This window comes from Arthrobacter sp. MYb224 (assembly GCF_002975455.1).
GTDB lineage: Bacteria > Actinomycetota > Actinomycetes > Actinomycetales > Micrococcaceae > Glutamicibacter.
In genome coordinates this window covers 155,084-181,347 of sequence record NZ_PCPU01000002.1, presented here as the reverse complement: position 1 = coordinate 181,347, position 26,264 = coordinate 155,084, and the positions used below count along the sequence as shown (strand labels likewise).

The following is a 26,264-nucleotide window of genomic DNA, read 5'->3' as shown; positions in this document are numbered from 1 at the left end:
TTCGTGACGCGAGTCGATCCAACGTCCATTCCATTTCCGAACGAACTGTCCTTCCAGGCACTTCCCTCTGCGCCTTATCCGCGCCGAGATCCTCCGGCTCTATGCGCATGCCCAATCAAATATGCGCCCACCGAACTGACCCAGGAAATGAACACAATGGCCGACTCGCAAACCATTCAATGCCCACGCGCAAATTTCGAAGCTGCCCACGGTTTCTGGAATGCAGATTTAGAGAATCTGCTGAAACTCGACCCAAATTATTTCGAATCCTACGACCGGCTGCTCCAGGTAGCTGGCTCTCGGGGGTCGCTGACGCCAATCCAACGTGAGTTGATCTGCATATCGGTCAATGCACAAGTCACCTACCTGAACTCCACGGCAACTGAGCACCATATCCGCCAAGCAACCCATGCCGGCGCCTCTACGGCAGAAATCGCAGAAACAATCCAGCTAGCTGCCTCATTGGGAACTCATTCGATGCTTGTCGGCATGCCCATTGCCCACGGGGTTTTCGAAGAGCTTGGCGTAGCCGTAGAAGTGAGTGAAGTTCCGGCTGATGAGCACCGCCGAGAACTGAAGGCCAAATTCATCCGCAACCGAAAGTACTGGTCCGAAAGCTGGGACACCGTCTTGGCCTACTCGCCAGAATACTTTGAGGCATATCTGGAGCTCTCAAGCATCCCCTGGGAGCAAGGACCCCTGGATGAGTTCATGAAGGAACTGATCTATATCGCAATAGACGTTGCCACCACTCACCTTTTTGTCCCCGGCATCCGCACCCATGTCAAGAAGGCCATTGAATACGGCGCCACCCCAGACCAGATCGTAGACGTGATGACGCTTGCCAGCAATATCGGCATTCATACAACTCTCGTGGGGGCCTCCACACTCGCTGAGGAAATGGGGAGATAGCAAAAATCACTACTCGAAGCACTGGAAAATTTCTCCGATACAACTTCCAAAGGACCACCTTATGAAACGCAAGAACCTGATGGCTTTCGCATCAGCCGCAGCAATCGCATCTTTGGCGCTCACCGGCTGCACCATGGGCGGCAACAGCTCAGCCGATTCCGGCTCCTCCGGTACCGGAACTGGGGTTGACTATGGTTCCAGCAAAGCGGACTTCCAAGCGGCCCTAGCCGACATGGACGAAGTAACACTCAAGTTCCAGGTGTCTTCACCATCTGCGAACTCGATTTCCGGGCAACGCGACCAAGCTTTCGCCGATGCCATTGGAGATTGGTCCGGCGGAAAGATCAAGGTCGAGGTCATCTACGCCAACGCGGTCGTGGCACCCGATGGCATCTCCGATGCGTTGGCTGATGGGCGGTTGGACCTTGCGCATTGGCTTACTTCCTACCACAAGGATGAAATGCCGGCTTTCATGGCTCTGCAAGATGCCTTAGTAGCGGCACCTTCCAGCCCACTGCAAGGAGAGATCGTCACGCATTTCGCAGCACAAGAGGTTGCGTTCGATACTCCCGAAATCATGGCAGAGTTCGAAGAACAAGGCATGACGGTCCTGAATCCGCTCAATACCTTCGGCTCCACGGCCATGGCCTGCACCGACGAGAAAAACGCCTTGAGCGACTTTTCTGGAACCCAGATTCGGGTCAATGCGGCCGCACAGGTCATACAGTCCGAAGCCATGGGAGCTTCCACTGTTTCCTTGCAGCTAGCCGAGACCTATGAAGGACTCCAGAGAAATGTCATCCAATGCACCTACGGATCGATGACCACGATGGTGAGCAACGGCTGGATCGAACAGGCCAGCAACGTATACCTGCCAACGGACAGCACCTTTGGCATCGGCTCCGGCAGCATCGTCGCCGGTTCCAGCTGGTCAAAACTGCCATTGGCAGCACAGCAGCTGATCTTCGACCAGATGAGCGTCTACAACGTCGGAGAGCTTGGACAATCTTATGCCGCCCAAGCAGAAGGCATCGAGGTGGCAAGTAAAGCCGGATCGGGAATGCACTTCCTGGCTCCAGAAATCAGCGCGGCCCTTGCGGCCGGCAATGAAAAGATCCTTGAAGGGGTGCAGGAATCCTCGCAGCTCGACGGTCCAAAACTGGTGGACAGCGTGCGCACCACCTCGGCAAAATGGACCGACATTGCAAATGAGCTCGGGTACAAGGACGAGGGCGAAATTCTCGACTTCGCTGATTGGTACGAGGGCAACGGCGAAGTCATGGACCATGAATACCTGGAACCAGTGGTGGATCGCTTCTTCGAAGAGGTGCTGCTCGAACATCGTCCAGCCTAAACCTGTCTAGGCTCGGAAATTCCCTAAAGCACAAGCACCATCTGGGCCGTGTTGGGGGTTGGCCACTCGTCGTGCATCGCAGCGATTGCAATAGCCCTCGTCTTGCAGGATCTGGACCCCTGCATACCACTGGGCCCGGTGCCGCCGAGTCCCTGATCGCTCATATTCTCTTGGACAACAAAAAACCCGGCGGCCGGCTCACAAGGTTTCGTGAGTCGGCCGCCGGGTTCCGCGGATCTGTCAGCTGCGGCGGATCAGTTTCAGGTTCGCAAACTCATCGATGCCGTAGGTGCCCAGTTCACGCCCGATGCCAGAGCGCTTGACGCCGCCGAAGGGCAGTTCCGGGGCGCTCTTGGACACTGCATTGATGTAGACCATCCCGGTGTCCAAATCCTCGGCGATGCGTTCGGCCCGGTCCTCGTCGGCCGTGAAGATCGCACTGGAGAGCCCGTACTGCGAGTCGTTGGCAAGATCCACGGCTTCCTTTATGGAACCCACCCGGAAAACCATTGCCACCGGGCCGAAGAGCTCTTGGTAGTACACCCGGTTTTCGACGGTGACGCCATCCAGCACGGTCGGCGGATAGTAGGCCCCCGGGCGGTCAAGACGGCTTCCGCCTGTCAGTATCCGGGCGCCATCGGCGACCGCCTGCTTGACCTGGCCGTCGAGTTCCACCAGTGCAGCTTCCGAGGACAGCGGACCCATGGTCGTCGCCTCATCGAGCGGATCGCCGACCACGACGGATTCCATGCCCTGGACAAAGAGTTCGATGAACTCTTCATAGACGCTGTCCTCGATGATGAAACGCTTGGCGCCGGTGCACTGCTGCCCCGAGTTATTGCAGCGCCCGATGACTGCCGCCGCTGCGGCTTTCTTGATATCCGCATCGGCGAACACGATAAATGGATCTGATCCGCCGAGTTCCAGCACTGCCGGCTTGATGTGCTTGCCTGCCAATGCACCGATTCGCTCGCCGGCTCCGTCGGAGCCGGTCAGCGAGACGCCCTTGATCCGCGGATCCGCGACCAAGTGCTCAATCTGGGCATGGCTTGCGAAGATATTCGAATACACGCCTTCAGGCACTCCGGCGGCGCTCATTAGCTCGTCGATATTCTGCGCCGATTGCGCGCAGATCGAGGCGTGCTTGAGCAGGATGGTGTTGCCCAGCAGCAAGTTCGGCGCAACGAATCGGGCCACCTGGTAGTGCGGGAAGTTCCAAGGCATGATGCCCAGCAGCACCCCAATGGGATCCTTGCGGACCTTGGCCCTTCCGGAAGCGTAAGCGGGAATGTCCTTGGGCTCCAGCATGGCCGGCCCCTGCTCGGCATAGTACTCGTAGATCGAGGCAACCAACGCGAGCTCCCCGAGGGCGGCCTTGATCGGCTTGCCCATTTCCAGTGCTACGTCCTTCGCCAGCGCGTCAGCACGTTCGCGGTATTCCCGTGCGATGCTGCGAAGCAGTTCAGAACGTGCCTGGACCGGTTCCTTTTTCCAAAGTCGTTGCGCGGCATTCGCTCGCGTCAAGGATTGCTCGAGCAGTTCGTCGGTGAGCTGCGCGAACTCGGCGAATACTTCACCGGTGGATGGATTGACTGCTGAAATATTGGCCACGTTGTGGTCCCTTCAATAGTTGGTCTGGATTTCGGCGCTTCAGCGGACAGCCGACGCGGCCTTGGCCCGGCTGTTGCGGGTGAAAGCAGACAAGCCAGTGATGTCTCGTCCGACAATCAGTGCCTGCATTGAATCGGTGCCCTCGTAGGTGGAGACAACTTCCATATCAGTCAGGTGGCGTGCCACGTGGTTCTCCAGCAGCAGGCCATTTCCTGCCAGCATGTCCCGTGCCTCGCGGCACATCGCCAAGGCCTTGCGGGAAGTGGTCATCTTGATCATCGAAGCCATGGAGGCTGTCAGCTTGTCGCGTTCCTGAAGTTCGGCCATGCGGGTGCACATCAGCTGCATGCTGGTCAGGTCAGAGAGCATCGTGGCGAGTTTTTCCTGGACCAGCTGGTATCCACCGATGGGACCGCCGAATTGCTCGCGTTCCAGGGAATACCGGGCAGCGATCTCGAAGGCCGCCATGCCGTGCCCCACTGCCTCCCAAGAGGCACCGCCGCGGGTGGCCTTGAGCACCCGGTTGACCCCTGCAAACGATTCGCAATTCGCCAAACGGTTTTCGCTGGGAATCCTCATGTTCTCTATGGTGATGTCCGCTTGCAGGATGGCGCGCTTGCCGATCTTGCCTGCGATGGGAGTTGGATTGTAGCCCTGCGGGTACTGTCCTTGCCCATCGCGTTCCACGATGAAGGCCTTGACCTGTCCATCTGCCACGTCCCGCGCATAGAGCACAATGACGTCTGCTTCATGGCCATTGCCAATCCAGCGCTTATGGCCATTGATGACCCAGGTATCCCCTTCCAAGCGTGCAGAGGTCTCCAAGGAGACCGAGTCGGAACCGTGAGTCGGCTCGGTCAGCGCAAAGGCGCCGGTCTTCTGAAGACTGGCCATCGCCGGGAGCCAGCGGTTGCGCTGCTCCTCATTGCCGAGCATGTAAATGGATCCCATGCCCAAGTTGGAGTGCACACCGAGGAAGGTATTGACCGAACCGTCAATGCGTCCCATTTCCCGTGCCACGATTCCCGCAGCCTGCCGGGAAAACCCAGGGCAACCATAGCCTTGGATGAACGTGCCGATGATCCCCAATCCGGCCAGCCCCGGGACGACTTCGCGCGGGAACTCAGCGCGTTCCCAGTAGCCGTTGATGATCGGCTCGATCTGGTTCACGCCGAAGGCACGCACGCGATCGCGCAATTCCCGGTCCGCGTCCGTCAGGTCCAGGTCCAGCAGCAGGTAATCCGGGTGGTCTATTACAGAAGTCATTTCGTTCTTTCGATTCTTTGGTTCTTGGGCTGCGTCTAGACCGCGAGCTTGTCGTCAGCGCTGCGCTGGGGATTGCTGCTGATCCATTCCAATACGGATTCCCTATCCCCATCCAAGGCGGGAGGAGCTTTGTCATAGCGGATTTCGCTGCGGCTGAACGTGGCCGGGTGCTTGATGGTCGGCACGGCATCCGTGCCCTTGCCGGCCTGCACGATCGGGTCCAAACCAAGACGCTGTGCGAATTGCAAGCCCTCGGCAACGTTCAGGATCGGCGAGCAGGCGATGCCTTTCTTCTGGAGCGCTTCAAACCACTCATCGGCGGTGCGGGCGGCCAGGGCTTCTTCCAGGATCACGCGAAGCTCTTCGCGGTTGGCGTTGCGGTCCGCCATCGTGGCGAAGCGCGGATCGATGCCGATCTGGGCGATGCCCAGAGCTTCGGTCAATCGCTGGAATTGGACGTCATTGCCGCAGCAGATCACAATCTCGCGGTCAGCTGCATGCAAGGGCCCGTAGGGGAACAAGCTCGGATGGTCATTGCCCATGCGTGTCGGGATGTTCCCGGCACCGGCATAGCCCATGGTTTGGTTAACCAGTCCGGAGACGGCCGAGGACAGCAGGTTGACGCCGACATGCTGCCCGCGCCCGGTGAGATTGCGCTCTTGCAGGGCACCGAGGATGGCGACAGTTGTGTGCAGGCCCGTCATCACATCGAAGACGGCCACTCCCGCGCGCTGCGGTGGACCATCGGCATCACCGGTGAGCGTCATCATTCCCGAAACCGCTTGGGCCAGCAGGTCATATCCGGGCATGGAGCTCCCTCCCTCGGTTCCGAATCCGGTGATCGATGCGTGGATCAGGTGCGGCCAGCGTGTCGCCACGGCTTCCTGGTCCAGTCCGAACTTGGCCAGTCCTCCGGGTTTGAAGTTCTCCACGAACACATCCGCCCGTTCGATAATGCTGTAGGCGGTTTCCAGGTCCTCCGCGTTAGCCATGTCCAGCATGATGGAACTCTTGTTGCGGTTGATGGACAGGTAGTAGGTGCTCACGCCGTCGCGGTGCGGAGGAACCCAATTGCGCGTGTCATCACCTGCCGGCCCTTCCACCTTGATGACCGTGGCTCCCATGTCCGCCAGAAGCATCGTGCAGTATGGTCCGGCTAGTACACGGGAGAAGTCTGCAATGACGATCCCCGATAGCGGGCCGGTGGTTGCGGAACCCGTTGAATTCCTCATATGCGCTCCTGGTCTGTTCAACATGCTCGTAATTAATCGCGTGCCTTGTTTACGCGATAGGTCTCAACATTCATCGAACCATTAGTATTCTTAATAGTCCAAGACCTAATATTGATTGAATTGATAACAAATTCACATCAAAAGAGAAGTGGAGCACCGCAGTGGATATCCATCACGCTGAAGCATTTCTAGCGGTAGCCAAGGAGCTCCATTTTGGACGGGCCGCCGCGAATCTTCGCATAGCGCAGCCCGCCCTCAGCCGGCTCATCAAGCAACTTGAGCACATGGTGGGTGCTCAGCTCTTCGAGCGCAGCACCAGGCATGTTTCACTGACTCCGGCAGGCCAAGCTCTGCTTGAACCTGCCACGGAAATGGTGAATATTTCACGACGCGCGCAGCAGGTGGTGCGCTCTGCGGTCACCGGTGAAACCGGTGAAGTGCGCATCGGCTTCGCCGGCGCTTCAACGAATACGACCGTCGGCGCCTTGGCGCGCGAATTGCGCAAGGTCCACCCCGGGCTGCGCCAGCAATTCCACAGCTCGCAGTTTTCGCATGTCGGATTGGAGCGCATTCTGGACAAGACGCTGGATCTGGCCATCGGACGCTGGGATTTCATCCCGCCCGAGGTGGATTCCTACGTCATGGCAATTGAACGGGTGATCGTTGCCTTGCCTGTCTCGCATCCATTGTCCGGGCGCAGCGCCGTGCGCATGTCGGATTTGGCCCAAGAGCAATGGATCACGCTGCCCGGCGGCTTCAGCGCAGCCCTGCAGAACCGGCTGAACACCTTGTCCATGGCCGCCGGATTCGCTCCCCGGGTGACCCAGGTAGCACCCGATACCCTGACTCAGCTGGTGCTGGTCAGCACCGAGATGGGGTGCGCCCTGACGGTGGACTCGGTGCGCGCCAACATCACCATTCCCGGCGTAGTGTATGTTCCACTCAAGGATGCAAATGTAGAACTCGAAGCGCGGCTCATCTGGCGCCGGGACGACACCAATGCCGCATTGAAAAACGTCATCAAGCTCGCCAAGGAAGTCTTCCCGGATCCGCGGAGCAGCTAATTGCTGTAGCTGTACCAGCCCTTGCCGGTTTTTCGGCCAAAGGATCCTTCTTCGTAGAGCTTCTTGACCGACTGTGCAGGCAGGCTCTCGGGGTCTGCAGTCTGCTCATATTCGGCCATCCGGATCAGGTACACCACGTCTACGCCCACGAGGTCCATGAGTTCGAAAGGACCCATAGGGTGGCGCAATGCGGTCTTGGCTGCCAGGTCGATATCCTCGGCGCTTGCCACACCATCCTCATAGAGTTCCAGAGCTTCACGGCGGATCGCATTGAGCAGACGGTTGGCAATGAATCCAGGAACTTCCTTATTCAACTTCACCACGCGCTTGCCGAAGGATTCGGCCAGTCCGGCGGCAATATCAACGGTCTCTTCTGAGGTTTGGGCATGTGGAATTATTTCCACGCATTCCATGACCAGAGCTGGATTGAAAAAGTGCATATTGCACACCCGGTCCGGGCGGGACGTTGCGTCAGCGACGCGCGAGGACACGATGTTCGAGGAATTCGTAGCCAAGATGGCGTGCGGTGGGGCGATCCGATCCAAATTTGCGAAGAGCTCGCGCTTGATCTTCAAATCCTCGATTGCCGCCTCGATGACAAAATCAGATGCAGCCACCGCTGCTTCCAGATCCGTAGTGAAGTTCAGTCGCGCCTTGGCCGCGTTGACGTCTTCCAAACTACGGCGTCCTTTCTGGACATCGCGGTCCACGCGGGACCAGAGCTGTTCCTTGGCTAGGTCCAGCTGCTCCTGCTTGATGTCCACCAGCGAAGCGCTGGTCCCTGAAAGGGCGGCCACCATGGCGATCTGCGAACCCATCGTGCCAGCACCGATCACGGTGATTCTACTGACGGGCCGGTTTTCCTGAGACATAAAGTCTCCTTCCAAAATTGGAGTTACTAGACGTTTTGAGTTGCTGCGTCGGGCTGGCGAACGCTCCGGAAGTCCGGTCGGCGCTTCTCTAGGAACGCCCGAGTGCCCTCCTGCTTTTCCTCGGAGCTGTAGGCCAGGGCCTGGGCCAGTTGTTCCAGCAGCATGCCCGTCTCGTGGTCCACATCGAACCCGCGGCTCACCACCAGCTTTGCCAGCTTGATAGCCAAGGGACCCTTTGAAGCGATTTTTCGTGCGAGCTTCTGCGCCGAAGCCATCAACTCATCCGCTTCGACCAGCTCGGTAATGAGTCCGGCCTGCAATGCTTGGAAGGCATCGAGGCGTCGGCCGGTGAGGATCATATCCGTGGCACGTCCGATACCGACGATTCGCGCCAGCCGCTGCGTTCCGCCTGCGGAAGGGATGATTCCCAATCCGGTTTCGGGCAAGGCGAACAGGGCTTGGGTGGATCCGATGCGCACGTCGCAGCACAGAGCCAATTCATGGCCGCCGCCAAAAGCGAATCCGTTGACTGCCGCAACTGTAGGTTTCGGGTACTTGGCAATCCTGTCGTAGAGATTCTGCATCCGGCCGCCCAGCGCATCGATGGGGCTACGCGCGGCAAGCTCGTTGATATCGGCGCCGGCAACGAAGGATTTGTCCCCGGCACCCGTGAAGACGACGACCTCTATCGCAGAATCCAATTCAATCTCATCGAGCAGGCCGTGCATGCGCGCAATGACATGCTGGTTCATCGCGTTCAGGGATTCCGGCCTGTTGATTGTCAGCCAGGCGACTCCGTCCGCATCGCTTCGAAGCACCAATTCTTCGCCAACTGCATCAGCCATCAGATAGATCCCTTCATTGCGGCCTCATCCAAGGACCGTTCACAACATCAAACTTATTTATACGCGACCAGTTCCCTATATAGATAGATCAATGGACTATTCATGTGAATTCGGCATGAAATAGCACAGGGATTCACATGATGAATTGACGGTTGACCCGTCTCAGCAAGCGCGCACAATGAATTATGGACACCGTATCGGCCGAGCAGCGCTCGCGGATGATGTCGCGCATCGCGAGCAAGAATACCCAACCCGAACTTGCCTTGCGCAGTCTGCTGCATGCCGCAGGCTACCGCTACCAATTGCATGGCGCGATGCCGGCGCGGAAGTCAGCTGCAATGCGCGCGGAGCATCCAGACATCCGCCTGCGCGGCGGCAAACTGCCCGGCTCGCCGGATCTGGTATTCACGGCCAGGGACAAAGTGATTTTCGTGAACGGCTGCTTTTGGCATGGCCATGACTGCCCCGTGGGGCGCCGCCGCCCCTCGTCCAATACCGGGTATTGGAACCCGAAGCTGGACGCCAATATCGCCCGCGATCGCCGCAACCGCCATGACCTGGCTTCTTTGGGCTGGGAATCGCTGACTCTCTGGGAATGCGAACTGCATTCGGTCGAAGAGGTCTTGCGCAAAACCACCGGATTTCTCGGGCCGCCGCGCACGGCAGCTTCCTCCTAGGCAGGCGCCAGCGGATAGTTCGAGTCCACCGCGCTCGGCTCCTCACGCCTTCCGCTGTGCGGCATCTCCGGGAAGTCCAGGACGTGCAAAACCCTATCCAGGACCCGGCGTTAATAATGTGACTTGCACCTCAGGCCAGCGTTGCCCTGCTATAGAGTTTCAGGAAAACATCCCACGTCGAAAGGCAATCACACCCATGTGCGAACACGACCACAACGCCGGCCCGGTCCCCAACCAAGCCCTCGCCCGGCGCAGCGTGATGGCCGGAGCCGCGGCGCTGGCGGGCCTGGGCGCGCTTGGCTTCGCGGCACCCGCCTCAGCGGATTCCGGCGAGCGCGGCGCACCTGCAGCGAGCTACCACGGGTCGGCGCTGCCAACAGTCCCGATTATCATCGGGGGCGGCACGCTCATTGATCCTGCCACCGGAGACACCGTTCAAGACGGCGTAGTGGTTCTGCGCGACGGCAAGGTCGAAGCCGTTGGAACGCGCGAGGCCACTCGGAAGGCGGTGAAGGACGCGGGTGGGAAGGCCACTCGCATCGATGCCACCGGCAAGTTCATCATCCCCGGGATGGTGGATGCCCACGTGCACGCAAATGGGCTGGAGGACGTCCGCCTGATCCTGCAAAGCGGGGCGACCACGGTGCGCAGCGGATCATCCACCTTCTACCAGGACATTGCCCTTGCCTCGCTGCCGAAATGGAATCCCGGGCTTTCGCCTCGCATGCATCCGGCAGGCTTGTTCGTCTCCCCCGAACAGGGCGACTCGATCCTCGCAGATCCCGAGCTGGCTCCGCTGGCCGCCTTGGAGGACAACATCCGCGACGTCAAGGATCTCGCTTATCTGACCAATGTGAATCTGCGCCGCGGCGCAACGGTCATCAAGACGCGCGCCAATCCGCGCGCAGGCCTGGCCGAGCAGGACCCGTTGGAGCTGGTCTACGACCGCGAGCAGCTATCGGCCATAGTGAAGGCGGCCCGCGGAGCCCGGGTGCTCTGCCACGCATACAGCGCCAAGGGCATTGCCGGAGCCGTCAATGCTGGAGTGGCCAGCATCGAGCACGGAGTCTTCGTGGATGAACAGACCATCGGCCAGATGGTCCGCCGAGGCACCGCATTCACTCCGACCTTGGCCGGGGTGGCCGGAATGGCCAACTCATCGGATCCGGTAATCGCCGAGCGCGGCCGCGAGTTCGGCCCGGTGCTGGCGCAGGCCGTGCGCGCTGCCAATGAGGCTGGAGTGCTGGTGGTCGCCGGGACCGACTCGTTCGGCACTGATGTCATGCCGATCGGAGTGGAGGCCAAGGCGTTGGAAGACGCCGGGCTCTCTGCGCTGCAGGCCCTGCAATCGGTGACCACCCGTCCCGCGAAGCTGATCGGTGTCGAGCGCCAAGGCGTAGGCCAGCTGCTTCACAAGGGCGTGGCGGATGTAGTGATTCTGGGATCGAATCCGCTCGAAGGAGCACAGGCCCTCTCCAAGGTAGTGGTGGTCATTGCCCAGGGGAAGATCGTGCGCAACGAGTTGAACTGATTTGGGCGTTGATTGCCGCGACTAAGAAGGCCGGGCCGTTGGCTCGGGGTTCCCGGGCATTTGATGGACCCGGTGGGTGGTGCTGTGCATGAAATCCTTGTCGTGGGTGGAGAGGAGCACCGCTCCCCCACGAATCAGCACCGAGTCGATGACCTCTTGCAGGCGAATCATTCCCTCCGAATCCAAGGCCTCGGTTGGTTCATCCAAGAGGAGAATCTGCGGTTCGCGGACCAGGACGGTTGCTAGGGCTACGAGCCGACGAGCCGAAGCCGGCAACTCATAGGGATGGGTCTCGGCAAAAGCTTCCAAGCCAAGACGTGAGAGGACTTCGGGTACACGCAATCGTTGTCTGCCCTTCTTTGGAAGGCCAAAAGACACCTCGCGCAATACGGTGCGTTCGAATAACTGGTCAGAGGAATTCTGCAAAAGCATCCCGGTAGCAACTGAAACCGCCAGCGTGCCTGCCGTTGGCCGCAGCAGCTTTGCGGCGGCTTTGAGCACCGTGGTTTTACCCGATCCATTCGCACCCGCCAGTCCAACGCATTCACCGGCCCGCACCTGCAGGTCCAGTCCGTCGAGAACAGGCCGCGCGGCACCCGCATAACCCAGTTGGACTCCGCTGAAGTCTAAGAGAACTTCCGCATGGCCAGGAATGGCACGTCGTTGGGTTCGCGCAGACGCTGAGTCCCGCAAATGATCTTCTGCCGAATACTCGCTCAGCTGCCCATTCTCTAATTTCGTTAACACATCTGCGTTTTCGGCCCACGGCTCGGCAGTCCTGCTCAAGACCACCATCGCGGTGCCGTCAGCGCGAAGCCGGGAAATCATTTCGATGACTGCGACCGTCGCTTCGGAGTCCAAACCCGCCAGCGGCTCATCCAAGACCATGACGGAAGGATCCGAAATAGCCAAGGCAGCCAAGGCGACGAGTCGTTCCTGTCCGCCTGAAAGTTTCGCAGGATCGCGCTCGAGCAAATGGTCCAAGTTCAGGTGCTTGGAAAGACTCGCAATTCGCCGACGCATCTCATCTCTTTGCATGCCCTCGTTCTCGAGCGAGAATACGAGTTCTTCGGCAACTGTTTCACGGATCCGCGACAGATAGTGCCCAGCTTCCTGCGGCAGCAAACCAACGTGCTTGGCCCACCCGGCGACATTAATACGTTGGCTTTCCAGATCGGTGTACTTGATCCGTTGCCCAGCCAAGTTTATTGTTCCCAGGCAATGGTCCGCGCCCTGCCGCGGCAAGATGCCTGCGAGCACCTCACCCAGCGTGGACTTACCTGAACCGGATTCCCCGACAATGACAGTCAATGAGCCCGGAGACAAAGTCATCTTTATGCGCTGCAGGGAATCAAGCTCGGCACCGGAATAGCGGAAGCGCTTTATGTTGAGGTGAAGCAGCACAGAATTACCCGTGCGTGAGTTCTCTGGATTCTCTATCATGGGCTCCCCCAGAAGGGTGCCAAGATTGCTATCGGTCCCAACAAGGCGCAGAGCAAGGCAATCCACCGGATACGTTGCTGGCTGACAGAATCTGCGACTGTACGCAATCTGGTGTGGGAACCGGCGGCGGGAAATCCGCGGGCTGACAGGTGAGCCGACCTGTCGTGGGCATCTTGCAGGGAGGCGAGCACCAGAGGGACCGCTCGCAACCGCACCCGTTGGAACCAACCCGAAAGACCACGTCCAGTTCCCGTTTGGCGTAGTGCCTGCGCTTGGCCGATAGTGCGCTGCTTCTCGGCCATGTGCGGCAGGAGGAACAGCGTGGCGGCCAGCAGATACCCTACCTGCGGCGGTGCCGGAGACAGGTCGATGGCCGCCACCAGCTGATGCTTATCGATCAGCAAGGTGCAGAGCAGACCTGCCACCACCAGCACCGCAGTGCGCAGACCCAAAACCATGGCAGTCTCCAATCCACCTTCAGTCACCCTGAACGGCCCGGCCGCTGCAATGAGCCCGGACGTCTCTTGGGAAACGAGCCCATGGATCAAGAGCAAGGAGGCGAACGTAGGAATCAGGATGGCAGCGCTGAGGACGGCCAACCGTCGCAGATACCCTGTCCAACTGGCAACCAGCACACAGGCAGTGAGGACTGCGCAGCTCAACCACCAGAGGCCAACGGCGGTGGTCATCGTGACGACGGCCGCCGCCAGAGCCAGTACGGTAAATGGATGCAAGTTGATGGACTTGGACATAGCGGGTGGGCTTACTTGGTTCCGCGCTGGCCCAGCACCCGGTAACGACGGATGAAATCAAAGCTTCCGCTCAAACGCTTGGGCAGAGCGTAAATCAGCAAAGCCGCAATGAGGAAGACAATGGCCTTGTCCCCCGGGTCTGAGATCAAGGCCTGCTTGGTTACAGCCGAAAGCAGCGAATCGCCCATGGAGCGGAAAGCCGCAACCACTGCGCCAGTGCCGACACCCGAAGTTCCGCCGAAGACAAAGGCCGCCACCGGGGCTGAAACAACGCCGACCAGAACACCTGCCACCACACCGGCCACTGGGGCGAGATACGGGCGGCGCAGGGCACCGAAACGAGCGGCGGTTCCCGCAAGGAAGCCGACCAATGCAGCGCCAGCTGCGAAGGGCAAGACGGTGGGTGCGAACAGTGACCAGATCAGTGTGCTGAGCACACCTGTGGCTGCACCGGCCCGGCGGCCCGCCAAGAACCCTACGAGCACCGTGCCAATCGAGTCGAGGTAGAGCGGGACCATCACGGAACCAACGAATTGCCCCAAAATGATGTTCAGGGCCAGCGCTACCGGGATCAGCGTGAGAGTGGATACCGGCAAGTCCGGAAGCACCGCGACCAAAAGCATGACTGCGGCAGCCAGGTATGCGGCGAAGGTAACCAGCGCAACGCCCTGTCCCAGTCCTTCAGCTATGCCCGTGGGCTGGGTAATGACTAGGACCAGGTAGGTGCCGACCAGGAGCAGGGTGCCAGTGCTGGCCAAAAGCCTGCGGCGCAGAACTTGGGAGCTGGTTTCTTCGGGCAAAAGCAGATTCGGTGACATAGAAAGGCATTCCTCGGTACGAGTACGGCTGTGCACCCAAGTACTACTGGGTGCGTGCGAGTGCGGGGCCTAATGTCACCTCGGCCCGGTAGACAATTCTAGCTCAGCCTGAGCTGAGTTCAGGAGTCCGTGTTCAATTTCCGCGCGAGACTCCCTAAGCGTGTTATGAGTTCGGCAAAGCCAGCCTCCGGATCGTTGCAGGTGACCACGTGCGCGTTCGCTGGTTTGCCCCACAGACCTCGGAAATCGGCCACCGTGGTTCCGAAGAGAAGCTCGGATTCAGTTTCCACATCAATCGTGGCGGGTCGACTTTGATAGTCGAGGGTTCCGGCGGCTACGCCTGCGGCGAAGTAGTCATGGACGTGGGCAATGTAGCCCTGGTCGTAATGCCGATGGAACTCGAAGTAGAACCGCAACGCATCTGAGAGATAGCGCACCAGTGGATTGGATGCAGTGCTCAAAGTTCCTTCAGGGTCGCTGGCCTGAACTATTTCAGGCACGGAGCAACCGGCTTCCACTGCAAAGTGCGTCAAGAATTCTGGCTGCATTTCGAAGCGCTCGGTGGTGTCCAGTGAGCACACGATGGGAAGCTTCTCAGAAGGCAGCCCTTGCTCGGCTGCAACTGTGTAGGCAGCAAATACTTCCTTGGCAGCGTGTGGATCCACGTGGGTGTTCCACTCCGCGGTAGGAGTGGTGTTGCCTTGGTAGTAGAAGGCGCCTCCCATGATGACTACTTTGCGCAGCAACCAGGGAAGTTTAGGTTCTCGGCGTAGCGCCAGAGCAAAGTTAGTGAGTGGTGCGCTGAGCAGAGCCGTGAGCTCACCAGGGTTAGCCCGGGCGGCTTCGATCCAATAATCAATCGCATCAACGGCAGTCGGCAAAGCCGGTGCAGGATCGGGCAGCGTCGCGTAGCCGACTCCTTGGGGACCGTGAGTTTCAGGTGTAGTCACCAGCGGGATCTGCAAGGGCTCCCGTGCACCGATGAGTACCGGAACTTCGGGGCGTCCGCAGAACGCCAGCAACGCACGATTGTTTGCAGCGACTTGATCAACGTCGACATTCCCAGGCGTGCTGGTGACTGCCTCGATTTGCACGTGGTCGCACGCGCACAGGTAGGTGAGCGCCAGGGCGTCATCGATACCAATGTCGTTGTCTAGCAAGAGACGGATCGTCGATTCTCGTTCTAAATCACGTGCGAATGCATAGTGTTCGACCATCTAATTTCCTGCCATTCTGGTTGACCTCACCATCGTAGCCATTTGGCAATGTAACAGAGAATGAGTTGTTTTGGCTGCCCGATCTTTATCAATCGCCATATCAGAACTGCCGCGTGTAACGTATTACCAAGAATGGATCGAAACGCGTATTCAGAAAAATCTCCATTTTTGTAAATTCTGCCAGGTTTTATTCTCCTGATGTTTTCGTTTTACAACTCTGTTGTGTCGCTGGACATCGGTGACAAAATATCGTTGAAACATCCGCTCGTCCAAGGAGGAAAACTGACTTATGATTCGACAACGAACTCACATAAATCACATATTAGAAAGCCAGGGCCTGCGTCATCTAAGCGATTCAACATGCATGGCGCCGAAATCATAATTCAAGTTCTGCCTTACGATCGTTTTTATGGCCAACTAACAGTGTAGATAAAATCAGCGTCAACAATTATATTGAATTTTATGACAGGCTGGGACGTATCGAGACACCCCGAGTGGGATCTAATGTACAAAGCAGGGTTGACCACTCGCGAAATTTCCGAGATTTGCCACAAAAGCGTTGCTACTATCGCCGCCCACTTTCAGAAACGCGAAGAATACGAGCCAGGGTTTAAGGCGCTCCACGACTTGTCTCTTGAGAATAGGGATCCAAAACGACCTAGTACTAGATGGCGCCAAAGCCTAAAACGAGCCTGTCTATTTCTCGAAGAAAATAATCGGTTGCCACGGATCGGTGGAAGCGCCGACGAAAAAAATCTTTACAACTGGATTTCTCGACAACGTTATGATGATGATCGTGGAGAACTCTCAGCCGCAAAGATTTTTCTACTCAAGAATCTCCCCGGGTGGGAAGTCGCGCCAAAAGATCTCGAATATTCGCGGAATTGGAGGACTCGATTACAACAACTTCGAATCTTCATCGACGCTGAAGGTCGCATGCCTCGATACCACAACCACCTCAGTGAGCCTGAGCGACAGCTTGGAGTTTGGCTGCATATTCAGCACCAGCGGCGTCAAGAAAATTCGCTCACTTATCAAAGATTGATGGATCTAAACACAACGGCACCCGGTTGGAATAGTCATTGGTAGTTGCAGATCCCCAGCAAGGAATACTCCATCAAGTAGATCCAACTCACATTCACAGTCAAGGAACCTTCAACTCATTTCAGTTCCTCATGGAATGCGCCTAGTGATCCAAGTACTGCAATTCGTGGTGTCAGATCCCCTCAGGAACCTCAGAACCTATGCATGCATCAACGGACGTCCTTGAATCATCTCTGCTTCTGGCACCTGATTCACCGATAGGACTCTAGAAACAGCTGAAGCCACATGATATGCAAGCTTTGGAGGCACGGCATTACCTATTTGTCTGAAACGAGCCGATTGTGCGCCCTGCCACGCAACGTCTTTAGGAAAAGTCTGCAGGGCTGCAGCTTCCTCAACCGTGATCCTTCGAAGTCGCGCTTCCCTAGGCAGCTTACTCAAGCTACTTTCACCGTCGACAAATAGTTTGTGATGGTACCCAACAATCCAAGACTGCTCATTGTCATAGAGTTCGCCGTCATCTACGATCGGTGTTCGATTTCCTCCCATAGTTGCAGGTAAAGTCGGCGCCGGACGGTCTAATCCCATGACGCGTCCTTGACCGTTAAACAGCATTCCTGCATAAGGTGAACGTCGAAGAACTGGTGACTTAGCCAGCGTAATAATGGCTGTACATAGGGAATCATTACCAACTTCACCCACTCGGGGCAATAACGAAAAGGTCGACCGCACAGTCGGCGGTGAATCCACCGTCGGCGGTTCGCCGAGTTGGAAATCTGGACCATCAAGTGGAACTCCAACTAAAAACATTCGTTCGCGAGCCTGTGGAACGCCCCAGTGCGAAGCGTTAAGAACCACCAGCTCAACTTTGTACTCAAGAGTGGCCAAGGCCTTGAGATTGGAAATGATGTCAGACCACCGTTTGTTTCGAGCTAAGGCCGCGACGTTTTCCATGACGAAAGCCCGGGGCTTCACTTTTGCAACGAGTCCTAAAAAGTCAAAGACGTGACGTGAACGGGGATCATTTGGATCCATGCGTCCCGCGACTGAGAACCCCTGACAAGGCGGTCCGCCGATTACAAGATCCGCCATGCCTTCCTCAAGCTTGGCAGCAGCAATTCTTACATCACCGCACACTGAAGAGTGCCCTTCGAACCGTTTGGCGGCTTCGCGCCATTCCGGATCACGCACTTCATGTAAGCGATTATAGGTTTGTACAGCAAATGGATCAATGTCATTGGCGAAAACTGGGGTAAACCCTGCGCGCGCGAAACCAAGGTCAAGACCACCCGCCCCTGAGTACAGGGAGACAAAAGTGAGTCCATTTGAAGTAACCCGCGTGGTTGAGTTATGTTGGTTTGACATAGCTCAATCTTACAAGCAACTGTCAGCTACTTGTCAAAGATAGATTAGGGGCATGTCATCAGGAACTAGCGCCGAGAGCGATTTTCATCGGGCCCTCGCTGAATTGTTGGCCCAACTTAGAAATGAACGCCACACCTCACAGGGCACTCTTGCCGCAGAGCTAGGGCTTGATCAAGCCGCGGTCTCACGGGTCGAGTCTGGTCAACGCCGACTATCTGTTGCTGAAGCTTTCGGCTGGCTCGAAGCACTGGGATTAGATTCAGACGAAAGCGCTATCAAGCTGCGGGATTTGTGGCGCGAATTCGGTGGTCGTCCTCCAGGGTTTTGGAATGAATCTGCTCGTGTCTGATACATCGGCGCTTGCACAAGTGGTTCGCAGTTGGGAGCTTCCACTCGCGGTAGGGGGCGAGAAAGATACCATCGACGCAGTTAATGTTCTGGGCGCAAATCTTGGAATTCAGTCTGATGATTTCGCGCTCGTGCTTAGAGATACCACTGAGCAATGGCAGCGCGGCGAAGACGTCGACTTAAAACTCCGTCAGGCATTCGACATCGCGCTTAAATTTACACCTAAAGTACTACACGCAATCGATGCGAAAGTATATTTCGATCTATACAAGAAACTATGCGAAGGCGCCGGCGACATTGCCGGTCTTCAACCATCAGTTGCTCGACGGCTGTTGTCTAGAGCGTCGCTAATTGCTCACTTACTCGGCCAGGAGCGTTTCTCCTGTTCACAAGTCGCTCGCCTGCTTGCGACAACTGAAGCCAGTCTCGACGTTTCTCATGGTTCTGTTGAATTTATCGCTCGCAAGTTGCGTCTTTTACCAGAACTAGACCCAGTAGCAGCGGGTCAAGAGCTCTGGAACTCAGATCAAGGACTATCGCTATCGTTATTTCCTGATACGTCATTATTTGAGACGAATGCCATCGCAGGTAGAAATACACATACTTGGCTGCCAGAAGTAGACGTTGAGCAACTATTGACACGACTCAGTCGTTGCGGTCAGAACAATGAAGGCCCATTTTGGCCATACTTGCAAATGCTGCATTGGTGCCTTACTCCACTCGAGTTCTATGACCATCCCGCGAGCTATTTGTACGAATTTAAGCCCCGCGGGAGAATCGGGGACGGCCTGTTCGCGCGCTATCCAACTGTCACTGGTAACGCGATTTTGAACAACGCCAAAGCCGTTCAGACTCTAAATTCGACCTGGTCGCGCAATAGGGGCAGCGATGACGCACACGCACTGGTATCTCTACTTGGCGTCATTGAATCGCTTCCTTTCATCCCAAGACGACAAGTCGCCCGAGTACTTAGGGCTTGGCTGCTACGCACTATAGAGCTTTGCACAGTAGACCCGGTCCTTCTTAATCTCAAAGCTACTGACGCGTTATTTACACAAATAACAGATTACGTAACGCAATATGAGACTTTTACGCAGGGAGTTATAGAACAGAGAGTCGTAGACTGTCTTGCCGTCCTAGCTTTCGGGGGAGTCGGATGGAGGGCGCGAGGTCTGGGAGATGGCGTTAATGCATCGAATTTTAGTCGACATAAACTTGGAGACGTTGAATTCGCAAACGTGGACGAACGTCAAGCAATTGCGCTCGAAGCTCACGGGGGACACTTGTCAGCAACTTACGTTGCAGATCACTCACGTTCACTTAGCCGTATCATTGACCAACGGTTGACTGAATCTTGGTCAGCACTTGACGATCCCGATGCGTGGACCATCACGGTTCTGTTTGTGGCCCATTCTCGTGACCAAGCTTCCTTACTAGCCCAAGATACGATCCATGGTGTAAATGTGAGCTACAAGTACATTGACTACGCTCAACTCCTCGAATTGGCGCTAGAAAATTCGACTCCTACAGAGAGGATCAAGTCGTTGGAACTTCACGTCTTTGAACAGTTGAATGCAAGTACCGTTCGTGAAACCGCACGGGAAAAATTGAGAGAAATTATCTCTCCTCACTAACAGATTGAGTCACTAGTTAACCAACGAGATTCGGATTTATCAGAACCTTATTCGAGGCTTTCTCTCCGATCACAACCGGGTACAGCGTCCACTCTTAATGAGTTTGCCAGCCCCGGTAAAGCCACCATTTCGAATTCCGACTCCCATTATTGCCAAATATGGCTTGATGGTACCGACAGTCCGGCTAAGTGGTGTGTAACCTCGTCACATCTCTAATGGTCTTGGCAGGTCTGGGACCCGCTGGCAAGATAGATGCCACCCACCAAGATGTGACTCATCGGCACATTGTCTTCACTGATATCTGAATGACTTCTCAACGACTTGTCCGTCTTGACGGGTGGCGCCAATCCGGCCACTTGATATGGCTTCATAGAAGGTCGTCCGCGCCCCTTTTGGGACGTGTGACTCGTTAGAGATCCGCCTGCCAAGTACTCCACCCGGACCAGTGCCAACCCAACGGCAACCAACCGGAAGAGGAGGCGAAACCGTCATGACTATCGTTGCAGAAAAATACGACTACGTCATCGGTATCGACACCCACGCACAAACCCACACCTACGCCATCATCAACACCCACACCGGAGCGAGAGAACACTGCCAGACGTTCCCCGTCACCACGCCCGGAATGAACCGGGCAGTAGCTTGGATCCGGCGGAACATTCACGGCGAAAGCATAGCTGCCGTCGAAGGAACCCGCTCATACGGTGCAACCATCAGCCATGCATTAACCCAGGCGCAGATTGAAGTTGTCGAGGCGAAGCCCCCGCGGAGAAAAGACCAAGCCGGCAAAGGCAAATCCGATGAAATTGACGCCACCGCGGCCGCTATGAGCATCCTCCCAAAAGACATTACTAAGCTACTGCAACCGCGCAGCGAAGGAGTTCGCGCCGCTCTAAGTATTCTTTCTGCCAGTCGAGGCAGAATTGACGCTCAGAGGACGATCAACAGAAATTCACTGTCCGCTTTGCTGCGAACCTTTGATCTCGGAATCGATGCGCGACGCAGCCTAACCCCGCGCCAAATCAAGCAGATCAGCGGATGGCGGGAACACAGCACGGATGGGATCGAACAATGCTTCGTCCGTGAAGAAGCTAAATTCCTTGCGACCAGCATCCTCAACGCGGATCAGCAGCTCAAAGAGAACAGCAAAGCTATGTCTGAACTCGATGAACAGCTTGCACCTGAATTACAGCAAGTATTCGGCCTTGGACCAGTGACGACAGCATGGATCTTGATCGCGTATTCGCACCATGGCCGCGTGCGCTCCGAAGCTGCGTTTGCTGCGCTGGCCGGTGTTGCGCCTTTGCAGGCTTCTTCGGGAAAACATGAACGTCACCGGCTAAATCGCAGTGGTGATCGGCAACTGAATAAAGCATTGGACGTGGTGGCCCAAACGCGAATGGGTCATGACGAGGCGACCAAGGAGTACGTGGAGAAAAGAACAGCGGAGGGACTGGGTACTAGAGAAATCAGGAGAATTCTCAAACGTTATATCTGTCGAAGCATTTTCCGGAAGCTAGAGGTTCTGACGGCTTGACAATGGCCATAGAAGCTTCCCAGCGGGCTTCGCCAACGCCGAGGATTATTGAGAATTTGCGCTCTGGTTGCGTCCCTGGCCAAGATCCTTGCAATGAACGTATGGCAGGCGCATCCTGAAGTTGTTGGTGGTGCCGACATGCCGGTACGACTCTGGTGCCTCGAGCCCGGATAGAAGCTTGGCATGTGGGGATTTCACGAGAACCGTGGATTGTTGCTTCGAGCACGCGTACTAGATTTCAACGTTTCACTCCTTATCCCACCGGCACCACCAACGTCACCAGGCAGCATCACAGGGGAAGGAAGTGACGCACGATGGACATCGTGCATGAGCGTGCCGCAGGGATCGACATCTCCAAGCGGGACGCCAAAGTTGCCGTGAGGAAACCGGGGCAGCGCCGTGGCACCTACCGCACCGAAGTCAAGACCTTCGGGGCCACCACCGCCCAAATCCGCCAGCTCATCAGCTACCTCAAGGCTGAAAACGTGAGTGTCATCGTCATGGAAGCCACCAGCGACTACTGGAAACCGTTCTACTTCCTCATGGAAGAAGAGCAGCTTCCGGTGATCCTCGTCAATGCCAAACGAGCACGCAACATTCCGGGCAGGAAAACCGACGTGAATGATGCAACCTGGCTTGCTGAACTTGCTGCACATAATCTGCTGGCCGCCTCCTTTATCCCGCCCGAACCGATCCGCCATCTTCGAGACCTCACCCGGGCTCGCTCCGCGTTGGTGCATGACCGCACCAAGGTCTATCAGCGGTTGGAGAAGTTCCTAGAGTCCTCCGGCATCAAACTTTCCAGCGTTGCATCGAACCTCACCGGAGTCTCCTCCCGGCACATGCTCGACGCGCTGGTGGCCGGCGAACGCGACCCGCATATCTTGGCGGACTTGTCGATACGCAGCATGCGCCGCAAAATCCCGGAACTCGTCGAAGCGTTGGAAGGACGCTTCACTGAACATCACGCTTCTATGGTGAAACTCCATCTGCGGCACATCGACATGCTCGATGAGCAGTTCAATACCTTGAACGAGCAGATCAGCGAAGCGATGGTGGCATTCGACCAGGCGTGCCAGGCACTACGCACGATTCCGGGGATCGGTGAACAGTCCGCGCAGGTGATCATCGCTGAAATCGGTGTTGATATGACGGTGTTTGCCGATGCCGCGCATCTGGCATCCTGGGCCGGAGTGTGTCCGGGGCAGAACGAGTCGGCTGGACGGCAACGCTCATCGCATACTCGGGGCGGCAACGTGTATTTGAGGGCGGCGTTGGGGACCGCCGCACTGGCCGCGATCAAACACAAGGAATCTTTCCTGGCAGCCAGGTATCGGCGCTTGTATCTTCGACGTGGCGGTAGCCGGGCGCTGGTCGCCACCCAGCACACTATCATCGTGGCCATCTGGCATATGTTGGCCGACGGCGAGGTGTTTAAGGAACTGGGACCGAATTACTACGATGAGCACAACAAGGACCGCGCAAAAAACCGAGCGGTCAAAGAACTTGAACGCCTCGGTTTCGAGGTTCGCCTGGACTCGGCCGCGTGAACGCGCTCTTCGTTACCTGCTATCAAAATCGGCATTCCTGACGCTGCCAAGCTTGGTCCTCTGCCTAGAGCTTGGACGATGGTGCGCGTCCTGACGGTGAAAGCGTTGCATCGGATCGTTCTGTATTCACGTACTAGAGTCCAGGTCGTCAGAACATAAGTTCCAACTCGCGCTATTTGGCACCGGTAACTTTTGAGGTTCCGATAGCTACGACCAATGAAACACGAATGAACCGATTAGCATTGAAGAAGCACTAATCATCTCGCCTCCACCCGGTTTATCTCGCGCAACGACGTTAAGTCTCCACTAGCAATAACTGGAACCTTGCCGTCAATAGCACAAGACGGCACCTATGCCAATTTAGAGATATTCAACACCATCACTGCGAGTGCTTAGGCCCTCATCTCTGCCCTAGGTAATGCTTTATAGGATTCCGGATGAAGGTCGCAGGTATCCGAAAGGGATCCATTTAGCTCGTAAAGTTGCACTTTTTTTCGACCCGTCACGGTCGTCGGAAAATCAAATACGCGACTTAGACAAAAATACTCCGGAAATTCTCTCGAGAATTTTAATTCATTCGACGAGACGTAAAACGGAATTACGCCTGAACCAGTAGTGGTCTTGACTTCGATTAGCTTGTCTCTTCCATCTACTTCGAAAGAATGAATATCATAACCAAGTCCGTCCCCTCGTATAACAGAAACGTGCTCGATCTTGTTAGCTAGCTTTCGTGCCCCCAAAGCGCTCAATCGCTTCTCTTCAAAATCAAGAACTGCGAGTTCTCCAGCAAGTCCTAAGCTCGAATTTCGAGCTTCCAGTTCAACGTAGTCCCTTCGAATACCCCGCGCCAAGTCAGTGCTAAACGCACCACCTAGTCTTAACATCTTAGGAATTTGGCTAGCCAGTACAATTTCCAAGGGCCCGCTTGCAGGAGTTCGAGTCACAAGTCTAATGGCAGCTTCATCAAGATTATCAAGACCGTTATATTCCTTGATCGCTCTCGAAACGTGATCGACTAGTACATGTTGAATGTTCGGCAGTGGGCCCATTCCGGGTAGATTTGGCCACCCCAGACCAAGCATGACTGAACTAATATTTGACATCTTAAGTGCCACTGAATCTGCACTACGTACTTTGAGCACGCCAGCGAGGTCACGATATACCTGCGCCTTAGAGAAGTTCTCCCCTTTTGCCGCACGAACATATAATGACAAGTATCGGCTGACAACCAGATCAACTTCATATGATGTCCAGTCTTCGCCCGTAACTCCTAGACGTTGTTCCGTTGCCATCACTGCCTCGAATCCAGTATCTTATGATCCATTAGCGCTTCAGACGCTTTTCAATCGACGATTCATGCCTTGTCAGCCATCACATGTAGCTTACACCGCGTGCGATTACGAAAGCGGCCCTGAAGAAATTTTGACGAGTAAATTAGTTGGGTCCATTCTGAGCAGTCCAGTGGCCATGCGATAGCTAACTGATTGTCTCCAACCCGTCATTCCCCACGTCAAAACTCGCCCTTGGTAAGGCTCTCCGTGCCCGAAATTAGGCACCTGATCCCCCGGAATTCCTGGCGACGGCAACCGGACCGACTACGTCATCCGCTACTCGCTCTGACGTCGAAAGCACCGGCACCGGCACGGGCGCAGCTATGCCATCACAACGCCTGCGGCCACACCCTGCAAACGAGACTGCAGTTCATAGGTGTCACTTGGGGGAAATGAGCGGGCGTTATGTGCAGGGTCGCAGGGAAACGCAAGCACCGGAGTTCCCAGCGCCGTATCTCTGTCTTCCGGACGCTATGCGTCCGGAAGTGATGGTCGGCTGAATATCAGCCGGCATTTTATAGGGATCGTATTGTCGTTCCCTTTAGCTATGATTGATATTTACATCAACTAGGGGGAACCAGTGACGCTCAAAAATGACGTGCTCAATGACATTGAGAAAACGGTGAAAACATCTCTGGCTACGAAGACCAGGAATGACGGCACCATCACGAGCGTTCCTGAGTCCGCGAATATGGCTTACAACGAGGGTCTTTACCTACCTTCGACCTACCTCTATGCGGACATGGCCGATTCATCTGGCCTCGTTGCTATTTCGCCTCCAGACACCGTAGCTAGGGTTATGAAGGCCTTCCTCATGGTGAGCACCCGCATCATTCGCGCCAACAACGGCCACATTCGTAGTTTTGATGGTGACCGGGTCATGGGGATCTATGCCGGGCCAGACCGGGCCGACAGGGCGGTGAGATCGGCGATGCAAATTGAATCCGCGATCAAGCACCACATCCGGCCGGCTATTACTGGTCAGTTCCCAACCATTAAGAACAATAGCTGGCAACTCGATCATGCTTGCGGGATTGCGTCAGGCCAAGCATTGCTCGTCCGTGCCGGCTTCCGGGGCAACGATGACATTATTTCTATCGGTTCAGCTCCGAATCTCGCTGCGAAACTTAGCGATAAGCGCCAGACTGACTATAAGACATTCATCGGCAGGCAGACCTTCGATATGCTGAGTGAGAGCTGGAAGGTTAGTAAGGGAAAAGATATGTGGGCTGGCCCATTCGCCCATGAAATGGGCGGCAAGACCCATAGCTACATGAAGACCCGCTTCTCCCTTGCCGTCTAATGGGCTGGTTCAACCGGTCCAAACCGGACGAGCACGCGCAGGCGATTGAGACAGCATGGCGAATCCACGGTGCCCTGTCCGATTGGACAGGCAAAGTAGACGCGAAGGCCTCATTCGCGTTCGCCATAGAGTCTGCGGGCATAGCTACCGTCGTAGCGCTATCCGGCGAAGGTAAGATTTTCGAGGTCTTGCAAGATTGTTGGCAGAACTATCTGTACTACGGTGGCTTGATCGCGCTCGCAATTGCATCCTTCTTCGCAGTATGGGTGGTCATCCCTCGGCTGCGCATGCGCCATGTGAAGAAGGAGTATAAAGACCATTTCATCTACTTCGGCCACTTGAAGTACTGGGACGCGGCACAGCTTCCTAAGGCGATAGAGGAACGAGACCTCTTGCCTGTTCTATCACAGCAGATGGTCAAGATGAGTGATATCGCCTGGAGGAAGCACATCGCGGTCAAGATTTCGATGTTCGTGGCTATGGCTGGAGGGGCCGCCCTGGCGGTATGCGCAGTCCTTATTAGGTTCTAAGGCACAACCCTTACATCTTACTAGCTAG

Annotated in this window: 23 protein-coding genes; 12 read left to right on the top strand and 11 right to left on the bottom strand. The window is 56.3% G+C overall.

Annotated elements, in window-relative coordinates:
• Positions 1 to 156 precede the first annotated feature (156 nt).
• Together CQ017_RS04075 and CQ017_RS04070 are read left to right on the top strand one after the other, a co-directional pair.
• Positions 157 to 912 carry a carboxymuconolactone decarboxylase family protein gene (locus CQ017_RS04075; protein ID WP_181148344.1) on the top strand — a complete coding sequence of 252 codons (756 nt, stop codon included), beginning with the start codon at positions 157 to 159 and terminating at the stop codon, positions 910 to 912.
• Between the two features lie 61 nt (positions 913 to 973).
• Positions 974 to 2,266, top strand: a complete 1,293-nt coding sequence (locus CQ017_RS04070; RefSeq protein ID WP_105552630.1) for a hypothetical protein — start codon at positions 974 to 976, stop codon at positions 2,264 to 2,266.
• 240 nt (positions 2,267 to 2,506) lie between these two features.
• Here CQ017_RS04070 and CQ017_RS04065 read toward each other — a convergent pair whose 3' ends face one another.
• Genes CQ017_RS04065 through CQ017_RS04055 form a run of 3 tightly spaced genes read right to left on the bottom strand, consistent with a single transcriptional unit; the run spans position 2,507 to position 6,375 of the window.
• Complete coding sequence (locus CQ017_RS04065) at positions 2,507 to 3,877, bottom strand: NAD-dependent succinate-semialdehyde dehydrogenase (RefSeq protein ID WP_105552629.1); 1,371 nt, start codon at positions 3,875 to 3,877, stop codon at positions 2,507 to 2,509.
• A 39-nt stretch (positions 3,878 to 3,916) separates the two neighbouring features.
• Entirely contained in the window at positions 3,917 to 5,143 is a 1,227-nt protein-coding gene (locus tag CQ017_RS04060) for an acyl-CoA dehydrogenase family protein (protein ID WP_105552628.1), read from the bottom strand.
• 35 nt (positions 5,144 to 5,178) lie between these two features.
• A complete protein-coding gene (locus CQ017_RS04055) occupies positions 5,179 to 6,375 on the bottom strand; it encodes a CaiB/BaiF CoA-transferase family protein (protein ID WP_105552627.1) in 1,197 nt (398 codons plus the stop codon).
• 161 nt (positions 6,376 to 6,536) lie between these two features.
• Between CQ017_RS04055 and CQ017_RS04050 the strand changes: the two genes are divergently transcribed.
• Complete coding sequence (locus tag CQ017_RS04050; RefSeq protein WP_105552626.1) at positions 6,537 to 7,439, top strand: LysR family transcriptional regulator; 903 nt, start codon at positions 6,537 to 6,539, stop codon at positions 7,437 to 7,439.
• On the opposite strand, the gene CQ017_RS04045 is transcribed toward CQ017_RS04050, so the two are convergent.
• Positions 7,436 to 8,311 carry a 3-hydroxyacyl-CoA dehydrogenase family protein gene (locus CQ017_RS04045; RefSeq protein WP_105552625.1) on the bottom strand — a complete coding sequence of 292 codons (876 nt, stop codon included), beginning with the start codon at positions 8,309 to 8,311 and terminating at the stop codon, positions 7,436 to 7,438. The genes CQ017_RS04050 and CQ017_RS04045 overlap by 4 nt on opposite strands.
• Before the next feature lie 26 nt (positions 8,312 to 8,337).
• A complete protein-coding gene (locus CQ017_RS04040) occupies positions 8,338 to 9,156 on the bottom strand; it encodes an enoyl-CoA hydratase/isomerase family protein (protein WP_105552624.1) in 819 nt (272 codons plus the stop codon).
• A gap of 185 nt (positions 9,157 to 9,341) precedes the next feature.
• On the opposite strand from CQ017_RS04040, the gene CQ017_RS04035 reads away from it, so the two are divergent.
• On the top strand, positions 9,342 to 9,833 hold the full coding sequence (locus CQ017_RS04035) for a very short patch repair endonuclease (protein ID WP_308729552.1): 492 nt from the start codon (positions 9,342 to 9,344) through the stop codon (positions 9,831 to 9,833).
• A 196-nt stretch (positions 9,834 to 10,029) separates the two neighbouring features.
• Positions 10,030 to 11,364, top strand: coding sequence for an amidohydrolase family protein (locus CQ017_RS04030; RefSeq protein ID WP_105552622.1), 1,335 nt, complete (start codon positions 10,030 to 10,032; stop codon positions 11,362 to 11,364).
• A gap of 21 nt (positions 11,365 to 11,385) precedes the next feature.
• Here the strand turns inward: CQ017_RS04030 and CQ017_RS04025 are convergent, their stop codons facing one another.
• The 4 genes from CQ017_RS04025 to CQ017_RS04010 form a co-directional block, all read right to left on the bottom strand.
• Positions 11,386 to 12,807, bottom strand: a complete 1,422-nt coding sequence (locus CQ017_RS04025) for an ABC transporter ATP-binding protein (protein WP_105552621.1) — start codon at positions 12,805 to 12,807, stop codon at positions 11,386 to 11,388.
• Positions 12,804 to 13,559, bottom strand: coding sequence for an energy-coupling factor transporter transmembrane protein EcfT (locus tag CQ017_RS04020; RefSeq protein ID WP_105552620.1), 756 nt, complete (start codon positions 13,557 to 13,559; stop codon positions 12,804 to 12,806). Before CQ017_RS04020 ends, CQ017_RS04025 begins: the two co-directional genes overlap by 4 nt.
• Positions 13,560 to 13,570: 11 nt before the next feature.
• A complete protein-coding gene (locus CQ017_RS04015) occupies positions 13,571 to 14,377 on the bottom strand; it encodes a glycosyl transferase family 9 (RefSeq protein WP_105552619.1) in 807 nt (268 codons plus the stop codon).
• A 119-nt stretch (positions 14,378 to 14,496) separates the two neighbouring features.
• The gene (locus tag CQ017_RS04010) at positions 14,497 to 15,594 is read right to left on the bottom strand and encodes a nucleoside hydrolase (protein WP_105552618.1); all 1,098 of its coding nucleotides are present in this window, start codon (positions 15,592 to 15,594) and stop codon (positions 14,497 to 14,499) included.
• A gap of 733 nt (positions 15,595 to 16,327) precedes the next feature.
• Here CQ017_RS04010 and CQ017_RS04005 point away from each other — a divergent pair.
• Positions 16,328 to 16,639, top strand: coding sequence for a hypothetical protein (locus tag CQ017_RS04005; RefSeq protein WP_219843909.1), 312 nt, complete (start codon positions 16,328 to 16,330; stop codon positions 16,637 to 16,639).
• 197 nt (positions 16,640 to 16,836) lie between these two features.
• On the opposite strand, the gene CQ017_RS04000 is transcribed toward CQ017_RS04005, so the two are convergent.
• Positions 16,837 to 18,003, bottom strand: coding sequence for a DNA cytosine methyltransferase (locus tag CQ017_RS04000; protein ID WP_105552616.1), 1,167 nt, complete (start codon positions 18,001 to 18,003; stop codon positions 16,837 to 16,839).
• Between the two features lie 52 nt (positions 18,004 to 18,055).
• Here CQ017_RS04000 and CQ017_RS03995 point away from each other — a divergent pair, with 52 nt between their 5' ends.
• From CQ017_RS03995 to CQ017_RS03985, 4 genes are all read left to right on the top strand, one after another.
• Entirely contained in the window at positions 18,056 to 18,352 is a 297-nt protein-coding gene (locus CQ017_RS03995) for a helix-turn-helix transcriptional regulator (RefSeq protein ID WP_105552615.1), read from the top strand.
• Positions 18,345 to 19,985, top strand: coding sequence for a hypothetical protein (locus CQ017_RS17825; RefSeq protein ID WP_146112424.1), 1,641 nt, complete (start codon positions 18,345 to 18,347; stop codon positions 19,983 to 19,985). The genes CQ017_RS03995 and CQ017_RS17825 overlap by 8 nt, the downstream gene beginning before the upstream one ends.
• A gap of 490 nt (positions 19,986 to 20,475) precedes the next feature.
• A complete protein-coding gene (locus CQ017_RS03990) occupies positions 20,476 to 21,522 on the top strand; it encodes an IS110 family transposase (RefSeq protein WP_105552614.1) in 1,047 nt (348 codons plus the stop codon).
• Positions 21,523 to 21,836: 314 nt separating this feature from the next.
• A complete protein-coding gene (locus tag CQ017_RS03985) occupies positions 21,837 to 23,072 on the top strand; it encodes an IS110 family transposase (protein WP_105552613.1) in 1,236 nt (411 codons plus the stop codon).
• Positions 23,073 to 23,464: 392 nt separating this feature from the next.
• Here CQ017_RS03985 and CQ017_RS03980 read toward each other — a convergent pair whose 3' ends face one another.
• Positions 23,465 to 24,364, bottom strand: coding sequence for a DUF3883 domain-containing protein (locus tag CQ017_RS03980; RefSeq protein WP_105552612.1), 900 nt, complete (start codon positions 24,362 to 24,364; stop codon positions 23,465 to 23,467).
• Positions 24,365 to 24,983: 619 nt separating this feature from the next.
• On the opposite strand from CQ017_RS03980, the gene CQ017_RS03975 reads away from it, so the two are divergent.
• Positions 24,984 to 25,706 (top strand): adenylate/guanylate cyclase domain-containing protein, encoded by a 723-nt coding sequence (locus CQ017_RS03975; RefSeq protein ID WP_105552611.1) that lies wholly within the window; start codon positions 24,984 to 24,986, stop codon positions 25,704 to 25,706.
• Positions 25,706 to 26,236, top strand: a complete 531-nt coding sequence (locus CQ017_RS03970; protein ID WP_105552610.1) for a Pycsar system effector family protein — start codon at positions 25,706 to 25,708, stop codon at positions 26,234 to 26,236. The genes CQ017_RS03975 and CQ017_RS03970 overlap by 1 nt, the downstream gene beginning before the upstream one ends.
• Positions 26,237 to 26,264 lie beyond the last annotated feature (28 nt).